Below are 19,909 nucleotides of genomic sequence, written 5' to 3'. Positions count from 1 at the left end.
GGATGAGCTGACCCCACCCGGATCACTGTCGCGGGGGGACCTTGGGGGCGTTCGGGAGAGCCAGCGACATGGCCAGGCCGCCGAGCGCCACGATGGTCGCGATGGCGAAACTGATCGTGAAGCCGGCATCGAGCGGTCTGCCGGTAGCGACAACGGTTTGCGAGGCCAGCACACTAACGCCGATCTGTGCCCCGAGACTGCCGCCGATGCTCTTCGCGGTCAGTGGCAGGCTCGCGGCGAACCCGACGTCCTCGGCGGCGACGGAACCCGTGATCAGATTGATCGAGGCGGTCAGGGCCAGAAAGACCCCGATCCCGATGATCGAGATCGCGACCAGGATCTGCCATTGCTCGGCGTGCATGAAGACGAGTCCGAGCGATCCGATGGTGAGAATCAGCATCCCGAGTTGGACGCTCGCCCGGGCGCCGATTTTGTGGTCCAGAACTCCGCTCATGGGCCCGACCAGCACGCCCGCCGCTCCGAGCGGCAGGAGCAGCACACCAACCTGGGTGGTGGTGGCGCCGAAGCCGAGGTCGTCCACCCGAGGCAGCGCCGCGAGCATCGGGACCAGGACCATACTCGAGAAGATGCCGAAGCCGATGGCCAGGGAGATGAAACCGGTCAGCCAGACGTTCTTTTGACGCAGCAGGCTCATCGCAATGAGAGGCTGGCGCGACCGGGTTTCGATGACCACCCACCCGGCCAACAGCGCGACCGCTACTCCGAAGAGCGCGAGCGTCGGAACTGACAACCAGCCCAGCGCGGGCGCAACGGTGATCGCGAGGACGAGCGCGGTGAGGCCCAGCGCCAACACCAGTGCACCGATCCAGTCTACGGACTGGCCCGCCCTTCTGGACCCACTCGGAAGGCACGACCAGGCGACGAGTGTCGACAGCCCGATCACGACAAGCGGGAGCCAGAAGAGCCACCCGTATGACAGCGTGCGCAGGACATAGCCGGGCAAGATGAATCCCACGGCGTTGCCGATCGCGCTCGCACCGACGTAGATGCCGATGGCCATGGAGATGCGGGACTGCGGGAACATGTTGCGCAGAATCGCCACCGACAGTGGGATCGATCCCATTCCAAGGCCTTGCATCGCCTGTCCGACCGCCAGGAGCTCGATCGAGGTCGCGACCGCGGCCAGCGCGACTCCGGTGCAGAGGATGGAGAGTACGGTCAACAGGACCGGGCGTAGCCCGAAGAGATCTCCCAGGCGTCCGGCGAGCGTCGTGGAGACGGCCGCGCAGATCAGCATCGGGGCGAACACCCACGGGAGGGAGGTGTTCGAGGCGTGCACGTGCTCCTGGATCACCGGGAGAGCCGGAGCGATCCAGGCCTCCAGGACGGTGTACGCGAAAGTGGCAGTCACGAGGGCGGCGAGCCCGGCCCAGGCTCGTACCTGGGTTGTAGCACTTGTGGCCGGTGTGGACGTTACGGCTGTGGCGCTCATTGAAAGCTCCTGCTCATCTATTGGCTCTGGTCGTCTCAAGCACCGGCAACTTGACGCTCTTGGCCTGACCAGTACCTGTCGCGGACGGCGCGGCGCATCAACTTGCCGACGCCGCTCTTCGGTAGCGGTTCGGTGGAAAACTCGACCCGCGTCGGCTTCTTCATCGAGCCGACCTTTTCCCGGCACCACTGGATGAGTTCCTCGGCCGTGGCGCGCCCTTCGTCGCGCAGCACGACGACTGCCATGACCGTCTCACCCCATTTGTCGTCGGGGACTCCGACCACGGCCGCCTCCATGACGGCGGAGTGTGAGCAGAGAGCGTTTTCGACCTCCGCCGGCCAGATGTTGTACCCGCCGGAGATGATCATGTCCTCCTTGCGGTCCGCCAGGAAGAGGAACCCCTTCTCGTCCACGTAGCCGATATCCCGGGATCTGACGTAGCCGTCGGGCGTGATTCGTTCGGCCGTCGCCTGGGGATCGGCCCAGATCGCCTTCATGTTGCCGGGGCTGGAGACGCAGACCTCGCCAAGCGCACCCGGTGCCACCTCGGCACCCTCCTCATCGACGATCTTTATGAGGGTGTTGGGGGTGGGTCGGCCGGCCGAGCGGAGCAACCGCCGCTCCGCGTCGCTCCTCGCGACGTGTTGTCGGGGCGTGAGGACAGTTGTGGGCATCGACTCGGACTGCCCGTAGACCTGATACATGATGTTGCCCCAGAGAGCCTTCCCCTCCCGGAGCGTGCGCTCCGTGATGGGCGCCGCGCCGTAGAAGACCGCCCGCAGGCTGGACACGTCACGCCGCTTCGCATCGGGATGGTTCGCGATGATCTGGATCATCGTGGGCACGAGCTGCGTGAGGGTGCAGCGCTCCGACTCGGTGAGTTCGAGAAAGCGAGCCGGATCGAACGCGGGCATGATCACCTGCCGGGCGCCGTGGGCGAGCAGAGGCCACGCCAGGAGGCCAGCGGCGTGGCTCATCGGCCCGGCGCACAGATACGCGTCCTCCTCGTCGATCCTGGGCATGATCAGGGCCATCTCGGTCCCCATGTCGCGCCATCCGCGCGCGGTGTGGAGAATTCCCTTGGGCCGCCCGGTCGTCCCCGCCGAGAAGCGGATGACGTAGTCGTCCTCAAGGTCGACGGGAACGCGCGGATCGTCGGGCGGTGACTCGAGTAAGGCGCTGTACTGATGACTGCCGTCGTCGGCGCTTCCGTGCACGATCACATGCTGGAGCGTGTCGATGCCGGAGGGGAGATTCGATACCTCGTGGTGGTACTTCTCCTGAACGATGAGTGCCTTGGCGCCGACGAGTTTCATCATGTAGGCGTGGCCGTCGCCCGTGTTCTGCGCGGACATCGGACAGCGGACGAGCCCGGCGAGCGCGAGACCGCAGATCTCCACCAGGCTGTCAAGGTGGTTGTCCGCGAGGGTGGCGACGCGGTCGCCCTTTTCCAGGCCGAGGTTCAGCAGCCCGTTCGCCAGACGGCAGGCGCGCTCGTACAGGGCCGCATAGGTAAGGTGCTCGCCCTCGAAGGTGACCGCGATGTTGTCGCTGTAGCAAACGGCGCTCTTACGAAGTAAATCCCCAAAGCACATTTGCTCATTTCCTTTCCATTTTATGTGGATTCTTCTTGGTCACGGAACTGCCCGCCTTGCGTCAGGGTCGGTCCGATCCACCACGTACCACCCGCTGCGAGCGAAGCCGACGACGGCTCCCTCGGTCATCAGGCCGCCGAGTGCCTCGCGCACCGCCCGTCGCCAGGCGCGGGCGGACACGTTCTGCTCGCGCCGCAGCCACTCGATGTCCGGCGGAACTCGCACCAGGACGACCCGACCGCTGCTTTCACCGGCCAGCGGCAGACCCTGCGGGTCGGCGTCGAGCCCGATCACCGCCCCTTCGGCCCGCAGCGCGTCGACATTCCAGTCCTGGAGCGCCCCGGTGCAGGCTCGCCTGACTCGGGGTTCGTCAAGCCGCCACTCAACCAAGAGCCGATCGCTGTCGTCCCCGGCGTTGATGCCGTCCGCCATCGCGCCGTAGAAGTTGGGCAGGTACTCGACCGGTTGAGCGCCGAGCTTGACCAGGTTGAAGAAGGCGTTGCGGCATGCCAGGGGATCGAAGGTCCAGGTGATCGTGGGCAGGCTCCGACGCAGGGCCCAGTATCGCTGGTGCAGCTTCAAGGCGAAACCGACGTTGCGTCCCCGCATGTCGTCGGTGACCGTCGTGATGTGGGAATGCAGCTCCAGGACGCCCCCGCGATCGCCGCGGAACGCGACGGCGGCACCGACCAGACGGTTACCGAGGAAGGCACCAGCCACGTAGTTGCCCACGTGTACCAACGCGCGCAGCATGCTCACGCTGATCAGTGGCTCCTGCCCGTCGGGGGACCAGGTTTGATCGATCAGATCGCAGGCCCGCCTCAGTTCGCTGAGAGCGCGCAGCTCGCGGACGCTGACTCCGGAAGCGCCGGCGGCTGCCTCGGCCGCCGTGCGCGCGGTGCCAACACGTGACGACAAACCTGCCCCCGCATCACCCGGTCCCGTCAGGAGATGTCTCATGGATCACATGGTCGACATCACATGCCCCCGGGTCTTGAGCCGTTACGCGCATTCGGGACCGGAAAGTTCCTCCGCTGGCATCAAGCCGATCCGGCACACGGGCGCCAGCCGGCGGTCGCCGACCTGGCCTGCCCGCTTGACTCCGCCGGCAAGAGGAAGCGGGAGGCATCCGTTCGTCGGATGCGATGAAGCCGACCAGCCTCCTTCTGAGTCAGGCTGCGGGTACCCGTTCACGACGAGACTCGAAGGCCGCATCACATGACTGAGCCGCACACCACCCCGCCGAACGTGCGCGAGTTCGTCACCCGGCTGCCGGCGATGCTCGACGACCTTGAGGCTCTGGTCAGCTGCGAGTCGCCGTCGGCGGACCGAGGCGCCATCGCGCGCAGTGCCGGAGCGGTCGCCGCCCTCGGCGAGCGGCTTACCGGGGTACCACCCGAACGCATTGTCATCGGAGGCTGGACACACCTACGGTGGCGCCTCGGGGAGCGGCCCGGCGTGTTGTTGCTCGGCCACCACGACACGGTCTGGCCCATCGGTTCGCTGGCCACGTACCCGTGGTCGACCGAGGGGGGAATCGTGCGCGGCCCCGGCTGTTTCGACATGAAGGCGGGCATCGTTCAGCTCTTCCACGCCGTCGCGGCCCTCGGCGATCCCGGCGGGATCACCATCCTCATCACCGGCGACGAGGAGGTGCACTCACCCACCTCCCGAGCGCTCATCGAGGACGAGGCGCGCGGCTGCGGGGCCGCCTTCGTCCTCGAGGCCGCGGCTGAGGGAGGAGCCCTGAAGACATCACGCAAGGGCGCGGAGACCTACCAGGTGCACGTACACGGGCGAGCCGCCCACGCGGGTCTGGAACCAGAACGCGGAGCCAACGCCGCCGTAGAACTGGCACGCCAGGTGCTCGCCATCAACGAGCTGGGGGACGCCCGCCTCGGGACGACAGTCACCCCCACGCTCCTGTCAGCGGGCACGACGGCCAACACGGTGCCCGACTCCGCGGTGGTCTCCATCGACGTCCGCGCGAAACTCATCGCCGAACAGACCCGGGTCAACCAGGCACTGCACGCCCTGGTTCCGCAACTGGCGGGGACAAGCCTCCAGGTCATCGCCAAAGCTCACCGGCCACCGCTGGAAGCAGCCTGTTCGGCGGACCTGTTTCAGCGCGCCCAGGCCCTGGCCGACCAGCTCGGGCTCGGCCGCCTCGACGGGGTAGCCGTCGGTGGCGCCTCCGATGGAAACCTCACCGCCGCCGTGGGGACCCCGACGCTCGACGGCCTCGGCGCCGTCGGCGGCGGCGCCCACAGCGCCGACGAGCACGTCGTCATCGCCGAACTTCCCCGACGTACGGCCCTGCTCGCCCACCTCATCGACGACGTTCGGACGCGACTCCAGAAGGAAGAGGCATGAAGATCACCGCAGTGGAGCTGCGCCGAGTCGAACTGCCCCTCGTGGCGCCGTTCCGTACCTCGTTCGGCACCCAGACCTCCCGCGAGGTGCTGCTCGTACGAGTCGTCACCCCCGAGGCGGAGGGCTGGGGAGAGTGTGTCGCCTTCTCTGAGCCGCTCTACTCCTCCGAGTACATCGAGGCGGCGGCCGACATGCTGCGCCGGTTCCTCATCCCCGCCGTCACCGCGCATCCCGACCCGGACCCCTACCGCATCGCCTCCGTGACGGCCCCTTTCAAGGGGCACCGCATGGCGAAGGCGGCGCTGGAGACCGCGGTGCTGGACGCAGAGCTACGCGGCCGTGGAGTGCCCCTTGCCCGCGCGCTCGGCGCGACCCGCGACCGGGTGCCCGCCGGAGTCTCGGTCGGCATCATGAACTCGATTCCCGACCTGCTCGACACGGTCAGGTCCTATCTTGACGAGGGTTACCTCCGGATCAAGCTGAAGATCGAGCCCGGCTGGGACCTCGCGCCGGTCCGCGCGGTACGGGAGCATTTCGGTGACGACGTACTGCTCCAGGTGGACGCGAACGCGGCCTACCGTCTGGCCGACGCCCGACAGTTGGCGAAGCTGGACCCGTTCGACCTGCTGCTCATCGAGCAACCGCTCGGCGAGGAGGACCTACGCGAACACGCCGAACTCGCGAGGCTGCTGCGGACACCGATCTGTCTGGACGAGTCCATCACCTCTGCCAAGGTCGCGGTCGACGCGCTCCTTCTCGGCGCCACATCCGTCATCAACATCAAGCCGGGCCGGGTCGGCGGCTACCTCGAGGCGAAACGCATCCATGATGTCTGCCAGGCACATGGGGTGCCCGTGTGGTGCGGCGGCATGTTGGAGACCGGCATCGGCCGTGCCGCCAACGTCGCTCTGGCCGCACTGCCCGGGTTCACGCTGCCCGGGGACACCTCCGCCTCCGGCCGCTACTACGCCACCGACATCACCACGCCGTTCGTGCTCCGCGACGGCCACATCGAGGTGCCAAACGCTCCCGGTATCGGTGTCGAGCCGCGCCTGGATATCCTCGACGACCTGACAACCTCGGCGGAGGTGATCAAGACATGATCGACTCCCGGGGCGACCGGGTCAGCGCCACCCTGGCCACGGTGCTCGACAACCTGGGCATGACGCTGCTGGACCTTGCCCTGGGAGACCCGCACAGCGCCGCGCGCCCGGCGGAGCTGGTCATCCACGACCGGCACGACGACTCCCCGATATCGGCCCACGCACTCGTCCTCGGCGTCGGCGTACGCGAGCCGGATGAGGTGGCGGCGCTGCTGTGGCGGCTGGGACCGAGCAAGGCCACCGCCCTCGTCGTTCGGGCCCCGATCGCCGTCAACGACGCCGTGCGCGCCGCGGCGACGGAATCCGGGGTCGTTCTGCTGACCCTGACTCCGGGGGCGGCCTGGGCCCAGGTCGCCGCCCTACTGCGTTCGGTGCTGTCGGAGGGGGACGTCGGAGCCAGTGGGCGGGAGACGCTCATGGGTATCCCGGCCGGCGACATGTTCTCCCTGGCCAACGCGATCAGTGAACTCGTCGACGCGCCGGTCACCATCGAGGACCTCAACTCCCGGGTGCTGGCGTTCTCGGCTAATCAGGACAAAACCGACGACCCCCGGATCCAGACCATCCTCGGGCGTCAGGTTCCCGGTCTGTTCCTGGAGATGCTGGAATCCCATGGGGTATTCGCCGAGCTGTACCACAGCGACAAACCCATCTACGTCGAGATGGCTGGTCTCGCGCTGCCTCGGATGGCCATCGCTATCCGCGCTGGCGATGACACGCTCGGCTCGATGTGGGCGACCGTGGCCGAACGGTCCACCCCGGAACGCGAACAGGCCTTCGCCGAGGCCGCGAAACTTGTCGCCCTGCACATGCTCCGGCAACGGGCCGGCGCGGACGTCGAGCGCCGGCTGCGGGCCGAGCTGGTCGCGACCGTACTAGAGGGTGGGCCCGGCGCTCACGAGGCCGCCCGGCGGTTGCACATCGCCTCGTCGTCCTGCGTGGTGCTCGCCCTAGGGGTCGGTGCGGGCAACGGAGTACCTGCGGCGCGGGCGGAGGCGGAGCGCCAACGCATCGCGGACGCCCTCGCGGTGCATTTGGCCGCGATCCATCCCCGGTCCGCCTCCGCACTGGTCGGCGGCATCGCTTACGGCATCCTGCCGGTGCCGGCCGGCCGCGACGACGGCGACCTGCGGGCCGAACGGGTCGCGACCGAGTTTCTCGATCACGCCAGTACCCGCGTTCGCTGTGCCTTCGGTATCGGACGGACCGCGACCACCGTCACCGAACTCGCCCAGTCGCGGCGCGACGCCGACCGCGCGCTCCGCGTGATCCGGGCGGGCGGATCCGCCCGGCCCATCGCCCGAATCCCCGAGGTGTACGCAACCGCGCTGCTGCTCGAACTCTCCGACCTCATCGCCACCGAGGCCGCACCCCCGCATGGACCGCTGTCCCGACTCTTCGACTACGACAGGGAGCACCACAGCAACCTCGTGCCGAGCCTGCGTGCCTGGCTGGACGCGTTCGGGGACATCAACGCCGCCGCCGACGCGGTGCGCGTACATCCCAGCACCTTCCGGTACCGGCTTCGCCGGGTCGTCGAGATCTCCGGCCTCGACCTCGACGATCGTGAACAGCGCTTCGCCGCCATGTTGCAGCTGCGCCTGTCCGACACGGCCGGTCCGTCGTAACAGTCGCCGCAGGACTCTGACCGGTGACCGCGTCCGTACCGCCGGTCCGGCCGCGCTGATCATTCCCCGCGCCCGCCGCGTACTGACCCACGAGCGTGCCCGCGGCGTCGCCCGGACCGCTGGTCAGTGGCCGGACATACCGCCGTCGACGGCGAGCGTGGCGCCGGTGATGTAGGACGCGGCGGGGCTGGCCAGAAAGACGACCGCGGCGTCGAGTTCGTGTTGCTGGCCGAGCCGCCCCAGCGGGCTGGTCTGCCGGATGAAGGCCATCAATTGCACCTCGGGGATTCCGGCGGTCATCTCACTGGCGAAGTAGCCGGGGGCGATCGCGTTCACCCGGATCCCACGGCGTCCGGACCACTGCTCGGCGAGGTCGCGGGTCAGACCGATGAGACCGGCCTTGCTCGCGGCGTACGCGGCCTGCGGCGCATAGGACTTGATCAGTCCGAGCACGCTGGCGATGTTGATGATGCTGGAGCCGGGTTCCATCCGGCGGCCACACGCCTGTGCCGCCCAGTAGGCACCGTTGAGATTGAGGTCGATGACCCGGCGAAATTCGTCAGGGTGTTCCCGGACGGCCGGCACGGCTGTGCCGACACCGGCGTTGTTGACCAGGATGTCGATTCGGCCGTACTCGGATATTGCCGTCTCGGCAAGGGCTTCGCACTGGGCGGGATCGCGGACGTCGGTGGTCACCACCAGGGCTCGGCGGCCGAGGTCGCGAACCTGTCGTGCGACCTCCCGCAGCCGGTCAGCGCGCCGGGCGGCGAGCACGACGTCGGCTCCGGCCTGGGCCAGAGCGGCGGCGAATCCGGCCCCCAGCCCTGAGCTGGCCCCGGTTACGACCGCGACCCTGTCGTCCAGCCGAAAAAGATCGAGTACGTTGGTCACGACAGCTCCGGTGACAGGTTTCGCGCCAGTGCCCGCAGGCCGTTGGCGACGAGTGGAGCGACAGCATCCCCGACCGTCGCGAACCCGCTGCCTCGGGTCAAGCCCTGCTGAAACCGGGCGTGGATCCCCTCCGCGATGACGGCGATCTTGAAGTAGCCGAGCGCAAGGTAGAAGGGCAGCCGGCTCAGATCCCGCCCGGTAGCGTCCGCGTAGTGTTCGGCGAGATGATCGGCGGTGGGAAGCTCACGGCTGGTGGAGGCGGCCGAGCCGGCGAGTACGGGTTCGAATGCGGGGTCGGAGTAGACCAGGTGGAGTCCAAGGTCGGCTAGTGGGTCCCCGAGCGTGGCCATCTCCCAGTCGACGAGGGCGCGCACCTGCGCCGGGTCATCGGGATCGAGGATGGCATTGTCGATGCGGAAGTCGCCGTGCACGATCGACGCACCGCTCTCGACGGGGCATGCCTCGACGAGTCGGGCCCGCAGCGTCTCCACGTCGTCGAGGTCGCGGGTACGGACCCGGTGCCACTGGTCGTTCCAGCGCCGTATTTGTCGGGCGAGATATCCGTCGGGGCGGCCGAAGCCCTCCAGCCCGATGCAGCCGGGATCGACGGCGTGCAGACGAGCCAGCACGTCGACCAGTCCGTAGGCGCAGCGGCGGATGTCGGGCGCTGGCAGCGCGTGCAGTTGCTCCTGGGTCCGGATGACCGGGCCGTCGACGTACTCTACGACCGAGCACGGCACCCCCATAACGTCAGCAGGTATGAAGGCGACGGTAGGGGCCACGGGGACGCCGCTGCCGGCGAGCGCGGAGACGATCCGGTATTCGCGGTGCATGTCGTGCGCGGACGGAGTGAGTCCGCCCAACGGGGGGCGACGCAGGACCCAGGTCGTTCGTCGGTCCGTGAGCCGGTACGTCAGGTTCGACCGTCCGCCCTGCAACAGTTCGGCGGTGAGTGGGCCGCCGAATCCCGGGACGTGCCCGGTGAAGAACCGCTCCAGCGCGGGAAGGTCGAGCCCGTCGACGGTGGTCGCTTCTGCTCTGCTCATTCTGCCGCCGCCCGATCATACGTGCGGACGACGCGCCGGGCGATGGCCCAACGATGGGTCTCGGACGGGCCGTCGTAGATGCGGAATGGTCGGACCTCGCGCAGGAAGCGGCCGAGCAGAACGTCGCCGGAGACGCCGAGTGAGCCGCAGATCTGCAACGAGCGGTCGACGACTCGCCAGATCGCCTCGGCGCAGAAGGTCTTCGCGATGGCAGTGGACTGCGCGGCGGAACCGCCCTGGTCGAGCTCCCAGCACGCCTGGAGAATGAGACCCCGGGCGGCGGCGATCTCGATCTCGTTGTCGGCGATCATCTGCTGCACCATGCCGAGTTCGGCGAGGCGGGAACCGAAGAGTCGCCGCTCGGCGGCCCGACCCACCGCGATGTCCTGGGCGCGACGGGCGATGCCCAGCCACCGCATGCAGTGCGTCATCCGAGCGGGGCCAAGCCGGACCTGCGCGTAGCGGAAGCCCTGGTCGACCTCACCGAGTACGGCGTCGTCGCCAACCACACAGTTGTCGAAGAGCAGCTCGGCGTGGCCGCCGTAGAGGCTCTCGTCCAGGGTGTCGATGTGCCGGACCAGCTCCATGCCCGGGTTGTCGGCATCGACCAGGAACATCGTCGCGCCGCCTTGGTCGCCGGGCTCGCCGGAGGTTCGGGCCATGCAGATCGCAAAGCCGGCGCCGTCGGCACCGGTGATGAACCACTTGCGCCCGTCGATCCGCCAACCGCCGGCGACCTTCTCGGCGCGGGTGGTCAGCGCACTCGGGTCGGAGCCGGCGCCGGGGGCGGGTTCGGTCATCGCGAAGCAGGAGCGCATGTCGCCGCTGACGAGTGGACGCAGGTAGCGCTCCTGCTGCTCGGGGCTCGCGATGGCTTCGAGCATGTGCACGTTGCCCTCGTCGGGTGCCGCGATGTTCAGCGCCAGCGGGCCCAGCAGCGAATAGCCGGCCTCCTCGAAGACGGCTGCCCGGCCACGCATGTCGAGCCCGTACCCGCCAAATTTTCGGCTCGCGTGGGGCGCGAAGACGCCGGCTTCCTTGGCGGCCCGTTGCAGTTCGCCGCGGAGCTCCTCAGAGCGTACGACGCCCTGCTGCTGCTCCTCGACTGCGATGACCACGTCGCGGACGAATTCGGCGATGCGCCGGGCGAGATCGGCGACGATCGGGTCCGGGGTGAGGTTGACGGCCATCCCGCCTCCCGTTTAGCTAATGGGTATTAGCCGCAACTGTAGTCGCGGACAGGCTGACGGACAACCGTCCTTCTGCGGTGATCAACGCCATGGCCCGGCCGAACGGCTATCGTTGCCTAGCTGTCAAGACCCAAGGAGAAGCGATGGCCAGGCCCGCGTCGTCGAGGTCCGCCGACATCCATGCCGCCGCGCTGGAGCTCTTCACCCGCCTCGGATACGAGGCCACGACGATGGCCGACATCGGCGCTGCCGTGGGAATCCGCGGACCGAGCCTCTACAAGCACGTTGCGTCCAAGCAGGATCTCCTCGCACAGATCATGATCAGTACGATGGAAAGACTGCTCGCCGCGCACCGAGCAGCCGTCGCGACCACCGACGATCCCACCGAGCGCCTGCGTCGCGCGACCGAGGCGCACGTGCGTTACCACGCCCGGCACCGGCTCGAAGCCTTCGTGGGAAACCGCGAGATCCGCTGCCTCGTCGAGCCGCACCGCGGTCGGGTACTGGCCCTGCGCGCCGAGTACGAGGCCGGCTTCCGCGAGTTGATCAGGACCGGAATCGGCGCGGGTTACTTTCACGTGGCCTCCGCCCGCCTGGCCTCCTACGCCGTCCTCGACCTCGGCATGGGCGTCGCCGTGTGGTTCCGGGACGATGGTGAGCTGGCCGAGGACGAGGTGGTCTGGCAGTACAGCGAGTTCGCCCTGCGCATTGTCGGGGCGCAGCCGGCAGGGTGACCCATCAGCGCGACCTGGCGGCGCCGGCTGACGTTTCAGGGCGTTGGCAATCGGCCCGGTCGAGGTCAGTAGTGCGACGCATGACCCGCCCGCAGCACGCGACCCCATCGCTCGCCGCAGAAGGCCGAGTCGTCCACCACCACATGCCCGGCGAGAATCACGTAGGGGATACCAGTCGGAGGAGCCGCAGGGTTCTCGTGGTACGTGCCCGCGTGGCCTACCGTCTCCTGGTCGAAGACCGCGATGTCGGCGATCGCCCCGCGCCCGAGCCAGCCCCGGCCGGTGAGCCCGAACTGCCGCGCCGTGGCCGAGGTCATCTTTCGAACGGCCTCCGGCCACGGCACCATCCCGAGGTCACGGACGTATGTGCCGAGGAAGCGTGGGAAGGTGCCCCAGGTGCGGGGGTGCCCGAGGCCGGATGGGATGCCGCTGTCGGAGCCGATCGCGATCAGGGGATCGACCATGATCGTCCGAACGTCGGCCTCAGACATGAGTGTGATCACCATCAGGGCACCGGGGTCCGCGGCGACGATGCCGCACATGACGTCCCAGGGGTCCCGGTCGCTGGCCAACTGGTCCAACGTACGACCGACGAGGTCGGCGTCGGCATGGCTAATGATGAGTACGCCCGACGGAGGCGCCGACCGCCAGAGGCCGACGCCGACCGAGGTCGCCGGGTCCTCGGCCCGTTCCCGCAGCCGCTTGCGCGCCAGCGGGTCGCGCAGCCGCTCGCGCAGCGCCGAAGCACCCCCGACGTGCGCCTCGGCGGGCAGGAGGGAGGCCAGCGTCGTACTGCCGGCCAGATACGGATACTGGTCACCGCGTACGTCCACACCCGCGATTCGGGCCGCGCGCAGCATGTCCAGCACCATCCGCGAATTGCCGTGGCTGGCTCGGCCGGCCGCCTTGCAGTGCGAGACCTGAAGGCGTACCTGGGCCCGGGAGGCGATCTCGATAGCCTCTTCGAGCGCCGTGGTGAGGCCCTCACCTTCGTCCCGGATGTGGGTGCTGTAGATGCGGTCCCATCCGTGCGCCACCTGGGCCAGGGCAACCAACTCGTCGGTGTCCGCGTACGCACCGGGGGTGTAGATCAATCCGCTCGACAGCCCGACCGCCCCCGCCGCGAAGGCCTCGTCCGCCAGGCGGCTCATCTCCGCCAAGCCGCCGGCCGGCAGTCGAGGCTCCATTCCGGCCACGGACATCCGGAGCATGCCGTGACCTACCAGCGCGGCCACATGGTTCGTCGGCCCGGCCGCCTCGACCGCGTCGAGGTAGTCGCCGAATGTCCGCACTCGCAACTCCACCCCGCCGGCAAGGTCCCGCAACAGTGAGCGGGCATCGGGCAGGGCGCGGTGGGTCAGCGGCGCGAAGGACAACCCGCAGTTGCCGACGATCTCCGTCGTCACGCCTTGGAGCAGCTTGAACGGCTGCGGGTCCGGCATGAGAGGGACCAGATCGGAATGCGCATGGGGATCGATGAATCCGGGCGCTACCATCAGGCCAGCAACGTCGATGACCCGGTGCGCCGCGCCAACCTCGCGGCCCACGGCCACGATCCGGTCCCCGGCGATCGCAACATCGGCGGTTCGGGCGGCAATGCCCAACCCGTCGTGGACGGTACCACCGCGCAGCACCAGGTCATGCATCCAGTTACTTCCATTCGTGTTCGTCGGTGGCGCGGTCAGCCCTGCGTTCCGACAAGGTGGGCAAGCGCGAGCTTGCTGTAGAGGGCGGCACCGTCGGCCAGGAAACCATCGTCGAACGCGGCGTGCGGCGAGTGGTTGTAGGGAGCGGTGCGCGGATCTGCGCCGGGCACATGCGTTCCGAGGAAGACCATCGCGCCCGGCACCCGTTGCAGAACGTGCGAGAAGTCCTCACTCCCCGTCAGCGGGTTCGGCAGATCCATCCAGCGCCGGCCGCCGAACGTCTCCGTCACGCACTCCCGGACCCGCACAGCTTCACCGTCATCATTGACCGTAAGCGGGAACAGAGGCTCTGCCACGGCCTCGACCGACAGACCGTGGGCGGCCGCGATGCCGCGGACCACCCGGAGGCATTCGTCGAGAACCTTCGCGTTCGACGCCTCCGAGAACGACCGGATGGTCGCCTCGAATGTCCCCGACTCGGGGATGACATTGGATGCCGTTCCGGCATGGATGCTGCCGACGGTCAGGACGACCGGATCGAAGACGTCGAAGCTGCGGGTGACGAATGTCTGCAGCGCCGTGACCATTTCGCACATCGCGGGAACCGGGTCCAGAGCCCGATGCGGCGCGGAGCCGTGACCTCCGGCCCCCACCACAGTGACCAGCAACCTTGCGGCAGCCGCCATCACCGCCCCGGTACGGCTGGCGAACGTACCTGCCGGGAGGAACGAGGACGTCACGTGGAGTGCGTACGCCGCCGTGGGTGGTTCCCCCGTGGCCTCAAGCACCCCTTCGCCCAGCATCACATCCGCGCCATTGTGACCCTCCTCGCCGGGCTGGAACATGAACAGCACGTTGCCCGCCAGTTGCTCGCGACGTGGGCTCAGCAACTGTGCGGCACCGACAAGCATCGCGGTGTGCAGGTCGTGCCCGCACGCATGCATCGCACCATTGGTGGACTTGAATTCGATCGCCAACTTCTCGACCACCGGAAGGGCGTCCATGTCGGCGCGGAGGAGCACCGTCGGCCCAGGATTTCCGCCTCGCAGTACCGCGGTGACCGATGTCGTGGCGTTTCCCGTCGTCACCTCGAGCGGCAAGCCGTCGAGTGCTTCGAGTACTCGTTCCTGCGTACGCGGCAGGTGAAGCCCTGTCTCCGGCTCGCGGTGAAGCGTCCGCCGAAGCTGGATCAGGTCCTCCGACATCGCCACGGCGTCCGTCATCAGGCCGTCGGGCAAGCCGTCGTGCATGTCGGCTGGCGGAGGCGTCTGCTGCAGGTCGATGGTGTCCACGGCGGCAACGTCCCCGGAGTGAGGTGGAGGTGATCCGGGCGCGGCGGGTCCGCGCATCACTTGTCCCGTGTTGCCGGATCACTCACCGCTATTGGCGCTTGCGCCACGCGCCGGAAGCTGAGGATCCGTCTCCAGCTGGCTTTTGACCAGCTGCGTCCATGCGGTCAGGAGCCGTTCGTCGCTGCTGGGGCTGCGCAGCACGGCGCGGGCGGCAGCTCCACGCATGGCGTCGAGCAGAATCTCGAGAACGGTCGGAAACTGAGGATGCGAAGCCGCCGGGCCGAACAGGCCCGCGGCCCATTCATTGCTGGCAGCGCCGAACAACCGCTCTTGTGGCAGAAGTGCCGCCCGCAGTTCAGGGTCGTTGCGCGCGGCGAGCCACAACTCCAGCGAGGCCGAGAACAACGGGCCGCCGAATGTGCCCCAGAGAGCCTGTACGGCCCATCCGAGCCTGTCCTCGCGCGGCGGCGGCGCTGTCAAGCCCTGGAGCGCGACGAAGCGTTCACGCAAGAGGTACTCAACCGCCGCAAGAATGAGTTCCGTGCGAGAGGCGTAGTGGTGCAGGAGGGCGCCACGGCTCACCCCGGCGCGCTGCTGGACTTCGAGGGTGGTGGTCCCGGCGTAGCCCTTTTCCCCAAGAGAGGCGATGGTGGCGTCGAGTAGGCGCTGGCGCATCACCACGGATCGCTGCTCGTGCGTCGGGCGCCGCCGTGCGGCGGACGCGGTGACCTCGGATGTCCCCATGAGCCCTCCCGTTTCCGGCGGTCGACGAAGCCGGTTTGGCGGACGGTGTCCTCCAAGGGGCGACAGATCAGACACATCCGACACGTCCCGGCGGATACAGTCGCCTCTGACCGCATCGTCAGCATAGCAGTGAGCGCGCACCGCATGGGTCTTGCGAGATCAGAACTCGCGTGCATACAGTCATCCCTGACTGTAGATTCGCCGATCAGGAGGAGCGATGAATCAGGTGCACGAGGTGCGCGCGATCCGAGCGCTGATCGACGTCTACGCCCGGGGATGCCGGACCGGCGACGTCGCCGGTCTCAAAGAGATCTTCCACGCCGATGCGAAGATGTACGGCTCCGTCGACGGCCGGCGCGCCGAGCAGCCGATCACGCGAATGTTTGAGATCGTCGCCGCCACGCCCACCGGCGACAGCCACCAGTGCGATATCGTCTCGATTCAGCAGACCGGTGACGCGGCGTCGGTGCTCTTTGTCGAGGAAGATTTCCTGGGGCGGTCCTACATGGACCACTTCGCGCTGACACGTCACGACGGCAAGTGGCTCATCGTGAGCAAGGTGTATCAGCAGATCGCCTAGGTCCGCCGGATCCGCCGGACCGCCAGGCCCTCAGGCCCGCAAGCCAAACGCGGCGGAGAGGCCACATTGTCCGCCATGCACCGCCGATGCGTCTCCCGACTGGTCACGTTCCTCCAAACGGAAGCTGGGGTCAGACGTCATGCTGAATCAGGCCATCAGGGCCTTCAAGAGCTGGCAGTACCGCGGAGGCCGCCCGCAGCGGTGGGCCCGCGTCGAAAACCGACTGTGGGCCATCCTATTCGCCGCTGGAATCATGCCCAAGCGGGCGGCCGCGCTCGAGGTCCGCGGGCGGAAGTCGGGCCGCCTCATCTCGTTCCCGGTCGCCATCGCCGACTACGAGGGCGAGCGCTACCTCGTGGCCATGCTCGGCGAGAAGACGAACTGGGTGCGGAACGCACGGGCGGCGGATGGCCGGTGCGTGCTACGCCACGGGCGCCGTGAGGACGTACGGCTCGTGGAGGTCTTCTCCGACGACCGTGCCGCGATCCTTCGCCGTTACCTGCAGGTGGCGCCGGGAGCGCGTCCGCACTTCCCCGTCGACCGCCGCGCACCGCTTGAGGAGTTCGAGCGCATCGTCGGGCGCTACCCCGTCTTTCGTATCACCACCGCTCCCTCTTCTTCCGCTTCCCGCGCCTGACCGTACCGTCCGGCGTACCGCCCTTGGAGGACCGTTGAGCGTCATCCACGATCTCAGTGCGACGGAGCAGGCCGAGCTCATCCGCAAGAAGGAGATCAGTCCGCTCGAGCTGATGCGGCACTACCTGGAGCGGATCGACCGCTTCGACCGCCGGCTGGGCGCGTTCATCACGCTTCTGCCCGACCAGGCGCTGGCGGCGGCCGAGCGTGCGACGGTTCGAGTCCAGAAGGCGGACCCTGACGAGCTGCCACCCCTGTTCGGCGTTCCGACCGCCATCAAGGACCTCGCCTTCACCGCGGGCGTCCGGACGACCCTCGGTTCGGCCGCACTTCACGACTTCGTTCCGGAGGCGGACGGGCATACCGTTGGGCTGATCAAGGCCGCCGGACTGATCTCCGTCGGGAAGACGAATGTGCCAGAGTTCGGGGTTGCCTGCTACACGGCCAACGACCTTGTGCCCGACGCAAGGACACCGTGGGACGAAAGCCGCTCAGCGGCGGGGTCGAGCGGGGGAGCGGCGGCAGCCGTCGCCGCTGGTCTGCTGCCGGTCGCGCACGGCAGTGACGCCGGCGGGTCAATCCGCACGCCAGCTGCATCCTGCGGCCTCATCGGCTTCAAGCCCAGTCGCGGCGCCACGTCGACTGCGCCGTCGCTCTCGTGGACCGCCTTCTTCTCCGAGGGACCCCTTGCCCGGACCATGGCTGACGTTGCCGGGTTCCTCGAGATCATCACTGCGCCGTATCCGGGCGATCCGCTCAATCGGCCCCTGCGCCCGGGGTCATACCTGGCCGCGTTGGAGCGTCCGCCGGGGCGGCTCCGCATCGCACGTGCCGCGCGACCGGGTGGCGACGGCCCCGTCAACCCGGAGTGTCTGGCTGTCTGGGAGCGGGCAAGCAAGCTGCTGGCGGAACTTGGTCACGAGGTTGTTGACATCGATCCACCCGACGGCGATGTCTTCGACCAGATGGTGGATGGTTTCATCAACGGCTTCGCGTCGTCGCTCGCTCTGCTCGCCGACACGCTCCTCCCGCCTGGGCGGCGGAACCTGCTGCGGCCGTTGTCGCAGTGGTTGGTGGCAATGGGCGAGCGTGCATCGGGGATCGACGTGCAGCGGGCTCTGAGTTTCCACATGGTGGCCGCTCAACGGACATTGCTTGCGCTCGATCCGTACGACGCGCTCCTCACACCAACGACCGCCGACCTACCGACACCGCTCGACTGGCTCAAGGCCGACGACGACCCGACGGAATCGTACCGCCGGATAGCGGCATGGTCGGCGTTCACGCCAGCGTACAACGTGAGCGGACAGCCGGCGGTGAGCTTGCCCCTAGGGCAGAGCTCGGACGGCCTTCCGATCGGTGTGCAGCTCGTCGGCCGTCGCTTCGAGGATGATCGTCTTCTCGCCCTGGCGGCCCAGCTCGAACAGGCCGCTCCCTGGAGCGACCGTCACCCGGCAATCTGGACCGAACGCTGAGCGGGATGACCCCCTCCGAGATCGGGCCCAAATTTCCGAGAATTCGTCAGCAGGAGGTATCAGTGACACTGGATATACCCCGACACACGTACCGAGTGCTTCCCCCACGGCGCGTCCAGGCGACTGGGCTGCCATGGTCGCACGACGTACACATCGCGCTGCCCCCGTCGTACGACAGCTGCGACAAGACGTACCCGGTGATGTGGGTGACGGACGCGTCTCTCACCTTTTCCCTTGTTGTTGGCTTGATGAACTCGCTCGGCCTGGTGCGGGAGATCCCCGAGCTCATCGTGATCGGCGTCGGAGCTGCCGACGAACTCGATGCCGCCGAGTTCAGCCGTCGCCGAGTGCATGAGCTGTATCCCCTGTCGACGTGGGTCAACGGCGGACCCGGGCGCGCTCTGATCGAAGCCGTGCTGTCCCCGGAGATGCTGACCGGCGGCGGTGGGGCGGACAGCCTTTTGTCGTTCCTTGTCGATGAGCTCCGGCCGCAGTTGGCTGCCGAGTTCAGGTTCGACGAAAGCGACCACGGTATCACCGGTCTTTCGGCCGGCGGCCATTTCGTCGGCTACACCTTGTTCTCACGCCCGGAGGCGTTTGGCAAATGCCTGGCCGGAAGCCCGCCGCTGAGCGGATGCGAGGACCTGCTCTTCACATTGGAGGCCAAGCACGCAGCGGCGCACAGTGACCTACCGGCGAAGGTCTTCTTCGGCGCCGGTGAAGGGGAAGTAGCCGATGTCTATCTGGCCGCCGCCGATGTGGTTGGATCGATGACCCGGATGGCGCAGATGTTGCGACTGCGCAACTACCCGTCGCTGGAGCTTACGTGCCGCGTATACCCCGGCCAGACCCATGCGTCGGTGGCACCGTACGTGCTCAGTGAGGGACTGAGGGCTCTCTATCCGATCGTCCCGCCCGACGTCGAGGAGCAGATCGAGGCTATCGGTGCGGGACCGTCACATCCATCCGCCGAGACCGAGCATTGATCCACCGATCCGAATCCGTAAAGCGCGCGACGGGGTCCACACCCCAGGATGGACCCCATCGCATCTCTTCATTCAGCCGGCTGGCTTGCGCTCCGACATGTGGCGCCATTGACGACCGGGCCGCCGCGTGGGCTCCGAAGCCGGTCGTGGACACGTTGCGGCGGTGACCGAGTGGCCTCGTAGCCGCCGCCGACGACGATGAAGGAAAGTTCGCTGGCCGGCAACCCCCATCGAGCCGGCCGGCACCTGCGGTGTGGAGGGGCGTCTTCCTCGATCCGACTGCCCGAAGGGCGTCTCCGACCGTGCGGAGCTTCCAATAGTGAATCCCGACAAGGCGGCCTGGGTGTCGATAGCCAGGCCAGACGCACTCGAAGGCCAGAAACCGCCGCGTTCCGGGTCGGGCCTCGATTGCCCCGGCTCCTTCGCGCTGCCTAGGCCACGCCTAATCCGAAAATGACCGTGTCCAGACGCGCGGCAGCATCCCGGCGTAGCGCAGCGGAGCCGGGATGGGGTTGGCGCTGTGTGGTTATGCGGCGG

The 19,909-nt window shown here is 67.9% G+C and carries 17 protein-coding genes; 8 read left to right on the top strand and 9 right to left on the bottom strand.

What is annotated here, in order from left to right; genetic code table 11:
* Positions 1 to 22 precede the first annotated feature (22 nt).
* Genes AB0I11_RS31505 through AB0I11_RS31495 form a run of 3 tightly spaced genes read right to left on the bottom strand, consistent with a single transcriptional unit; the run spans position 23 to position 4,008 of the window.
* On the bottom strand, positions 23 to 1,453 hold the full coding sequence (locus tag AB0I11_RS31505; protein ID WP_357329005.1) for an MFS transporter: 1,431 nt from the start codon (positions 1,451 to 1,453) through the stop codon (positions 23 to 25).
* Between the two features lie 35 nt (positions 1,454 to 1,488).
* Positions 1,489 to 3,048 (bottom strand): AMP-binding protein, encoded by a 1,560-nt coding sequence (locus AB0I11_RS31500; RefSeq protein WP_357329002.1) that lies wholly within the window; start codon positions 3,046 to 3,048, stop codon positions 1,489 to 1,491.
* 39 nt (positions 3,049 to 3,087) lie between these two features.
* Positions 3,088 to 4,008: a GNAT family N-acetyltransferase gene (locus tag AB0I11_RS31495; RefSeq protein ID WP_357328999.1), complete on the bottom strand. Its 921-nt coding sequence runs from the start codon at positions 4,006 to 4,008 to the stop codon at positions 3,088 to 3,090.
* Between the two features lie 258 nt (positions 4,009 to 4,266).
* Here AB0I11_RS31495 and AB0I11_RS31490 point away from each other — a divergent pair, with 258 nt between their 5' ends.
* From AB0I11_RS31490 to AB0I11_RS31480, 3 genes are read left to right on the top strand one after another with little or no spacing between them, the layout of a single operon-like run.
* Entirely contained in the window at positions 4,267 to 5,421 is a 1,155-nt protein-coding gene (locus AB0I11_RS31490; RefSeq protein ID WP_357328996.1) for a M20 family metallopeptidase, read from the top strand.
* Positions 5,418 to 6,524 (top strand): o-succinylbenzoate synthase, encoded by a 1,107-nt coding sequence (gene menC, locus AB0I11_RS31485; protein WP_357328992.1) that lies wholly within the window; start codon positions 5,418 to 5,420, stop codon positions 6,522 to 6,524. The genes AB0I11_RS31490 and menC overlap by 4 nt, the downstream gene beginning before the upstream one ends.
* A 41-nt stretch (positions 6,525 to 6,565) precedes the next feature.
* Positions 6,566 to 8,152, top strand: coding sequence for a helix-turn-helix domain-containing protein (locus AB0I11_RS31480; protein ID WP_357328989.1), 1,587 nt, complete (start codon positions 6,566 to 6,568; stop codon positions 8,150 to 8,152).
* Positions 8,153 to 8,275: 123 nt separating this feature from the next.
* Here AB0I11_RS31480 and AB0I11_RS31475 read toward each other — a convergent pair whose 3' ends face one another.
* From AB0I11_RS31475 to AB0I11_RS31465, 3 genes are read right to left on the bottom strand one after another with little or no spacing between them, the layout of a single operon-like run.
* Positions 8,276 to 9,043: a glucose 1-dehydrogenase gene (locus AB0I11_RS31475; RefSeq protein WP_357328986.1), complete on the bottom strand. Its 768-nt coding sequence runs from the start codon at positions 9,041 to 9,043 to the stop codon at positions 8,276 to 8,278.
* The gene (locus AB0I11_RS31470; RefSeq protein WP_357328983.1) at positions 9,040 to 10,089 is read right to left on the bottom strand and encodes a phosphotransferase family protein; all 1,050 of its coding nucleotides are present in this window, start codon (positions 10,087 to 10,089) and stop codon (positions 9,040 to 9,042) included. Before AB0I11_RS31470 ends, AB0I11_RS31475 begins: the two co-directional genes overlap by 4 nt.
* A complete protein-coding gene (locus AB0I11_RS31465; protein WP_357328980.1) occupies positions 10,086 to 11,279 on the bottom strand; it encodes an acyl-CoA dehydrogenase family protein in 1,194 nt (397 codons plus the stop codon). The genes AB0I11_RS31470 and AB0I11_RS31465 overlap by 4 nt, the downstream gene beginning before the upstream one ends.
* Positions 11,280 to 11,356: 77 nt before the next feature.
* Between AB0I11_RS31465 and AB0I11_RS31460 the strand changes: the two genes are divergently transcribed.
* Positions 11,357 to 12,013, top strand: coding sequence for a TetR/AcrR family transcriptional regulator (locus AB0I11_RS31460; RefSeq protein WP_357328977.1), 657 nt, complete (start codon positions 11,357 to 11,359; stop codon positions 12,011 to 12,013).
* 65 nt (positions 12,014 to 12,078) lie between these two features.
* On the opposite strand, the gene AB0I11_RS31455 is transcribed toward AB0I11_RS31460, so the two are convergent.
* The 3 genes from AB0I11_RS31455 to AB0I11_RS31445 form a co-directional block, all read right to left on the bottom strand.
* The gene (locus AB0I11_RS31455; protein ID WP_357328974.1) at positions 12,079 to 13,659 is read right to left on the bottom strand and encodes a D-aminoacylase; all 1,581 of its coding nucleotides are present in this window, start codon (positions 13,657 to 13,659) and stop codon (positions 12,079 to 12,081) included.
* Between the two features lie 35 nt (positions 13,660 to 13,694).
* Positions 13,695 to 14,951, bottom strand: a complete 1,257-nt coding sequence (locus AB0I11_RS31450) for a M20 family metallopeptidase (RefSeq protein ID WP_357328971.1) — start codon at positions 14,949 to 14,951, stop codon at positions 13,695 to 13,697.
* A gap of 78 nt (positions 14,952 to 15,029) precedes the next feature.
* Positions 15,030 to 15,695 carry a TetR/AcrR family transcriptional regulator gene (locus AB0I11_RS31445; protein WP_357328968.1) on the bottom strand — a complete coding sequence of 222 codons (666 nt, stop codon included), beginning with the start codon at positions 15,693 to 15,695 and terminating at the stop codon, positions 15,030 to 15,032.
* Between the two features lie 217 nt (positions 15,696 to 15,912).
* On the opposite strand from AB0I11_RS31445, the gene AB0I11_RS31440 reads away from it, so the two are divergent.
* From AB0I11_RS31440 to AB0I11_RS31425, 4 genes are all read left to right on the top strand, one after another.
* The gene (locus AB0I11_RS31440) at positions 15,913 to 16,275 is read left to right on the top strand and encodes a nuclear transport factor 2 family protein (RefSeq protein WP_357328965.1); all 363 of its coding nucleotides are present in this window, start codon (positions 15,913 to 15,915) and stop codon (positions 16,273 to 16,275) included.
* Between the two features lie 139 nt (positions 16,276 to 16,414).
* A complete protein-coding gene (locus tag AB0I11_RS31435; RefSeq protein WP_357328962.1) occupies positions 16,415 to 16,912 on the top strand; it encodes a nitroreductase/quinone reductase family protein in 498 nt (165 codons plus the stop codon).
* A 34-nt stretch (positions 16,913 to 16,946) separates the two neighbouring features.
* Positions 16,947 to 18,386, top strand: a complete 1,440-nt coding sequence (locus tag AB0I11_RS31430; protein WP_357328959.1) for an amidase — start codon at positions 16,947 to 16,949, stop codon at positions 18,384 to 18,386.
* A 206-nt stretch (positions 18,387 to 18,592) separates the two neighbouring features.
* The gene (locus AB0I11_RS31425) at positions 18,593 to 19,372 is read left to right on the top strand and encodes an alpha/beta hydrolase-fold protein (protein ID WP_357328956.1); all 780 of its coding nucleotides are present in this window, start codon (positions 18,593 to 18,595) and stop codon (positions 19,370 to 19,372) included.
* The last annotated feature ends 537 nt before the right edge of the window (positions 19,373 to 19,909 follow it).

Origin of the sequence: Micromonospora sp. NPDC050495 (assembly GCF_040655175.1) — a bacterium.
Classification (GTDB): Bacteria; Actinomycetota; Actinomycetes; order Mycobacteriales; family Micromonosporaceae; genus Micromonospora.
The sequence above is the reverse complement of the archived record's forward strand: the minus strand, read 5'-3'. Positions and strand labels throughout refer to the sequence as shown.

What these genes read in the sequence shown, in the direction of transcription:
- AB0I11_RS31455 (WP_357328974.1), bottom strand. Translation starts at nt 13,659, where the DNA reads ATGCATGACCTGGTGCTGCGCGGTGGTACCGTCCACGACGGGTTGGGC.
- menC (WP_357328992.1), top strand. Translation starts at nt 5,418, where the DNA reads ATGAAGATCACCGCAGTGGAGCTGCGCCGAGTCGAACTGCCCCTCGTG.
- AB0I11_RS31435 (WP_357328962.1), top strand. Translation starts at nt 16,415, where the DNA reads ATGCTGAATCAGGCCATCAGGGCCTTCAAGAGCTGGCAGTACCGCGGA.
- AB0I11_RS31490 (WP_357328996.1), top strand. Translation starts at nt 4,267, where the DNA reads ATGACTGAGCCGCACACCACCCCGCCGAACGTGCGCGAGTTCGTCACC.
- AB0I11_RS31445 (WP_357328968.1), bottom strand. Translation starts at nt 15,695, where the DNA reads ATGGGGACATCCGAGGTCACCGCGTCCGCCGCACGGCGGCGCCCGACG.
- AB0I11_RS31440 (WP_357328965.1), top strand. Translation starts at nt 15,913, where the DNA reads ATGAATCAGGTGCACGAGGTGCGCGCGATCCGAGCGCTGATCGACGTC.
- AB0I11_RS31465 (WP_357328980.1), bottom strand. Translation starts at nt 11,279, where the DNA reads ATGGCCGTCAACCTCACCCCGGACCCGATCGTCGCCGATCTCGCCCGG.
- AB0I11_RS31500 (WP_357329002.1), bottom strand. Translation starts at nt 3,048, where the DNA reads ATGTGCTTTGGGGATTTACTTCGTAAGAGCGCCGTTTGCTACAGCGAC.
- AB0I11_RS31495 (WP_357328999.1), bottom strand. Translation starts at nt 4,008, where the DNA reads ATGAGACATCTCCTGACGGGACCGGGTGATGCGGGGGCAGGTTTGTCG.
- AB0I11_RS31505 (WP_357329005.1), bottom strand. Translation starts at nt 1,453, where the DNA reads ATGAGCGCCACAGCCGTAACGTCCACACCGGCCACAAGTGCTACAACC.
- AB0I11_RS31470 (WP_357328983.1), bottom strand. Translation starts at nt 10,089, where the DNA reads ATGAGCAGAGCAGAAGCGACCACCGTCGACGGGCTCGACCTTCCCGCG.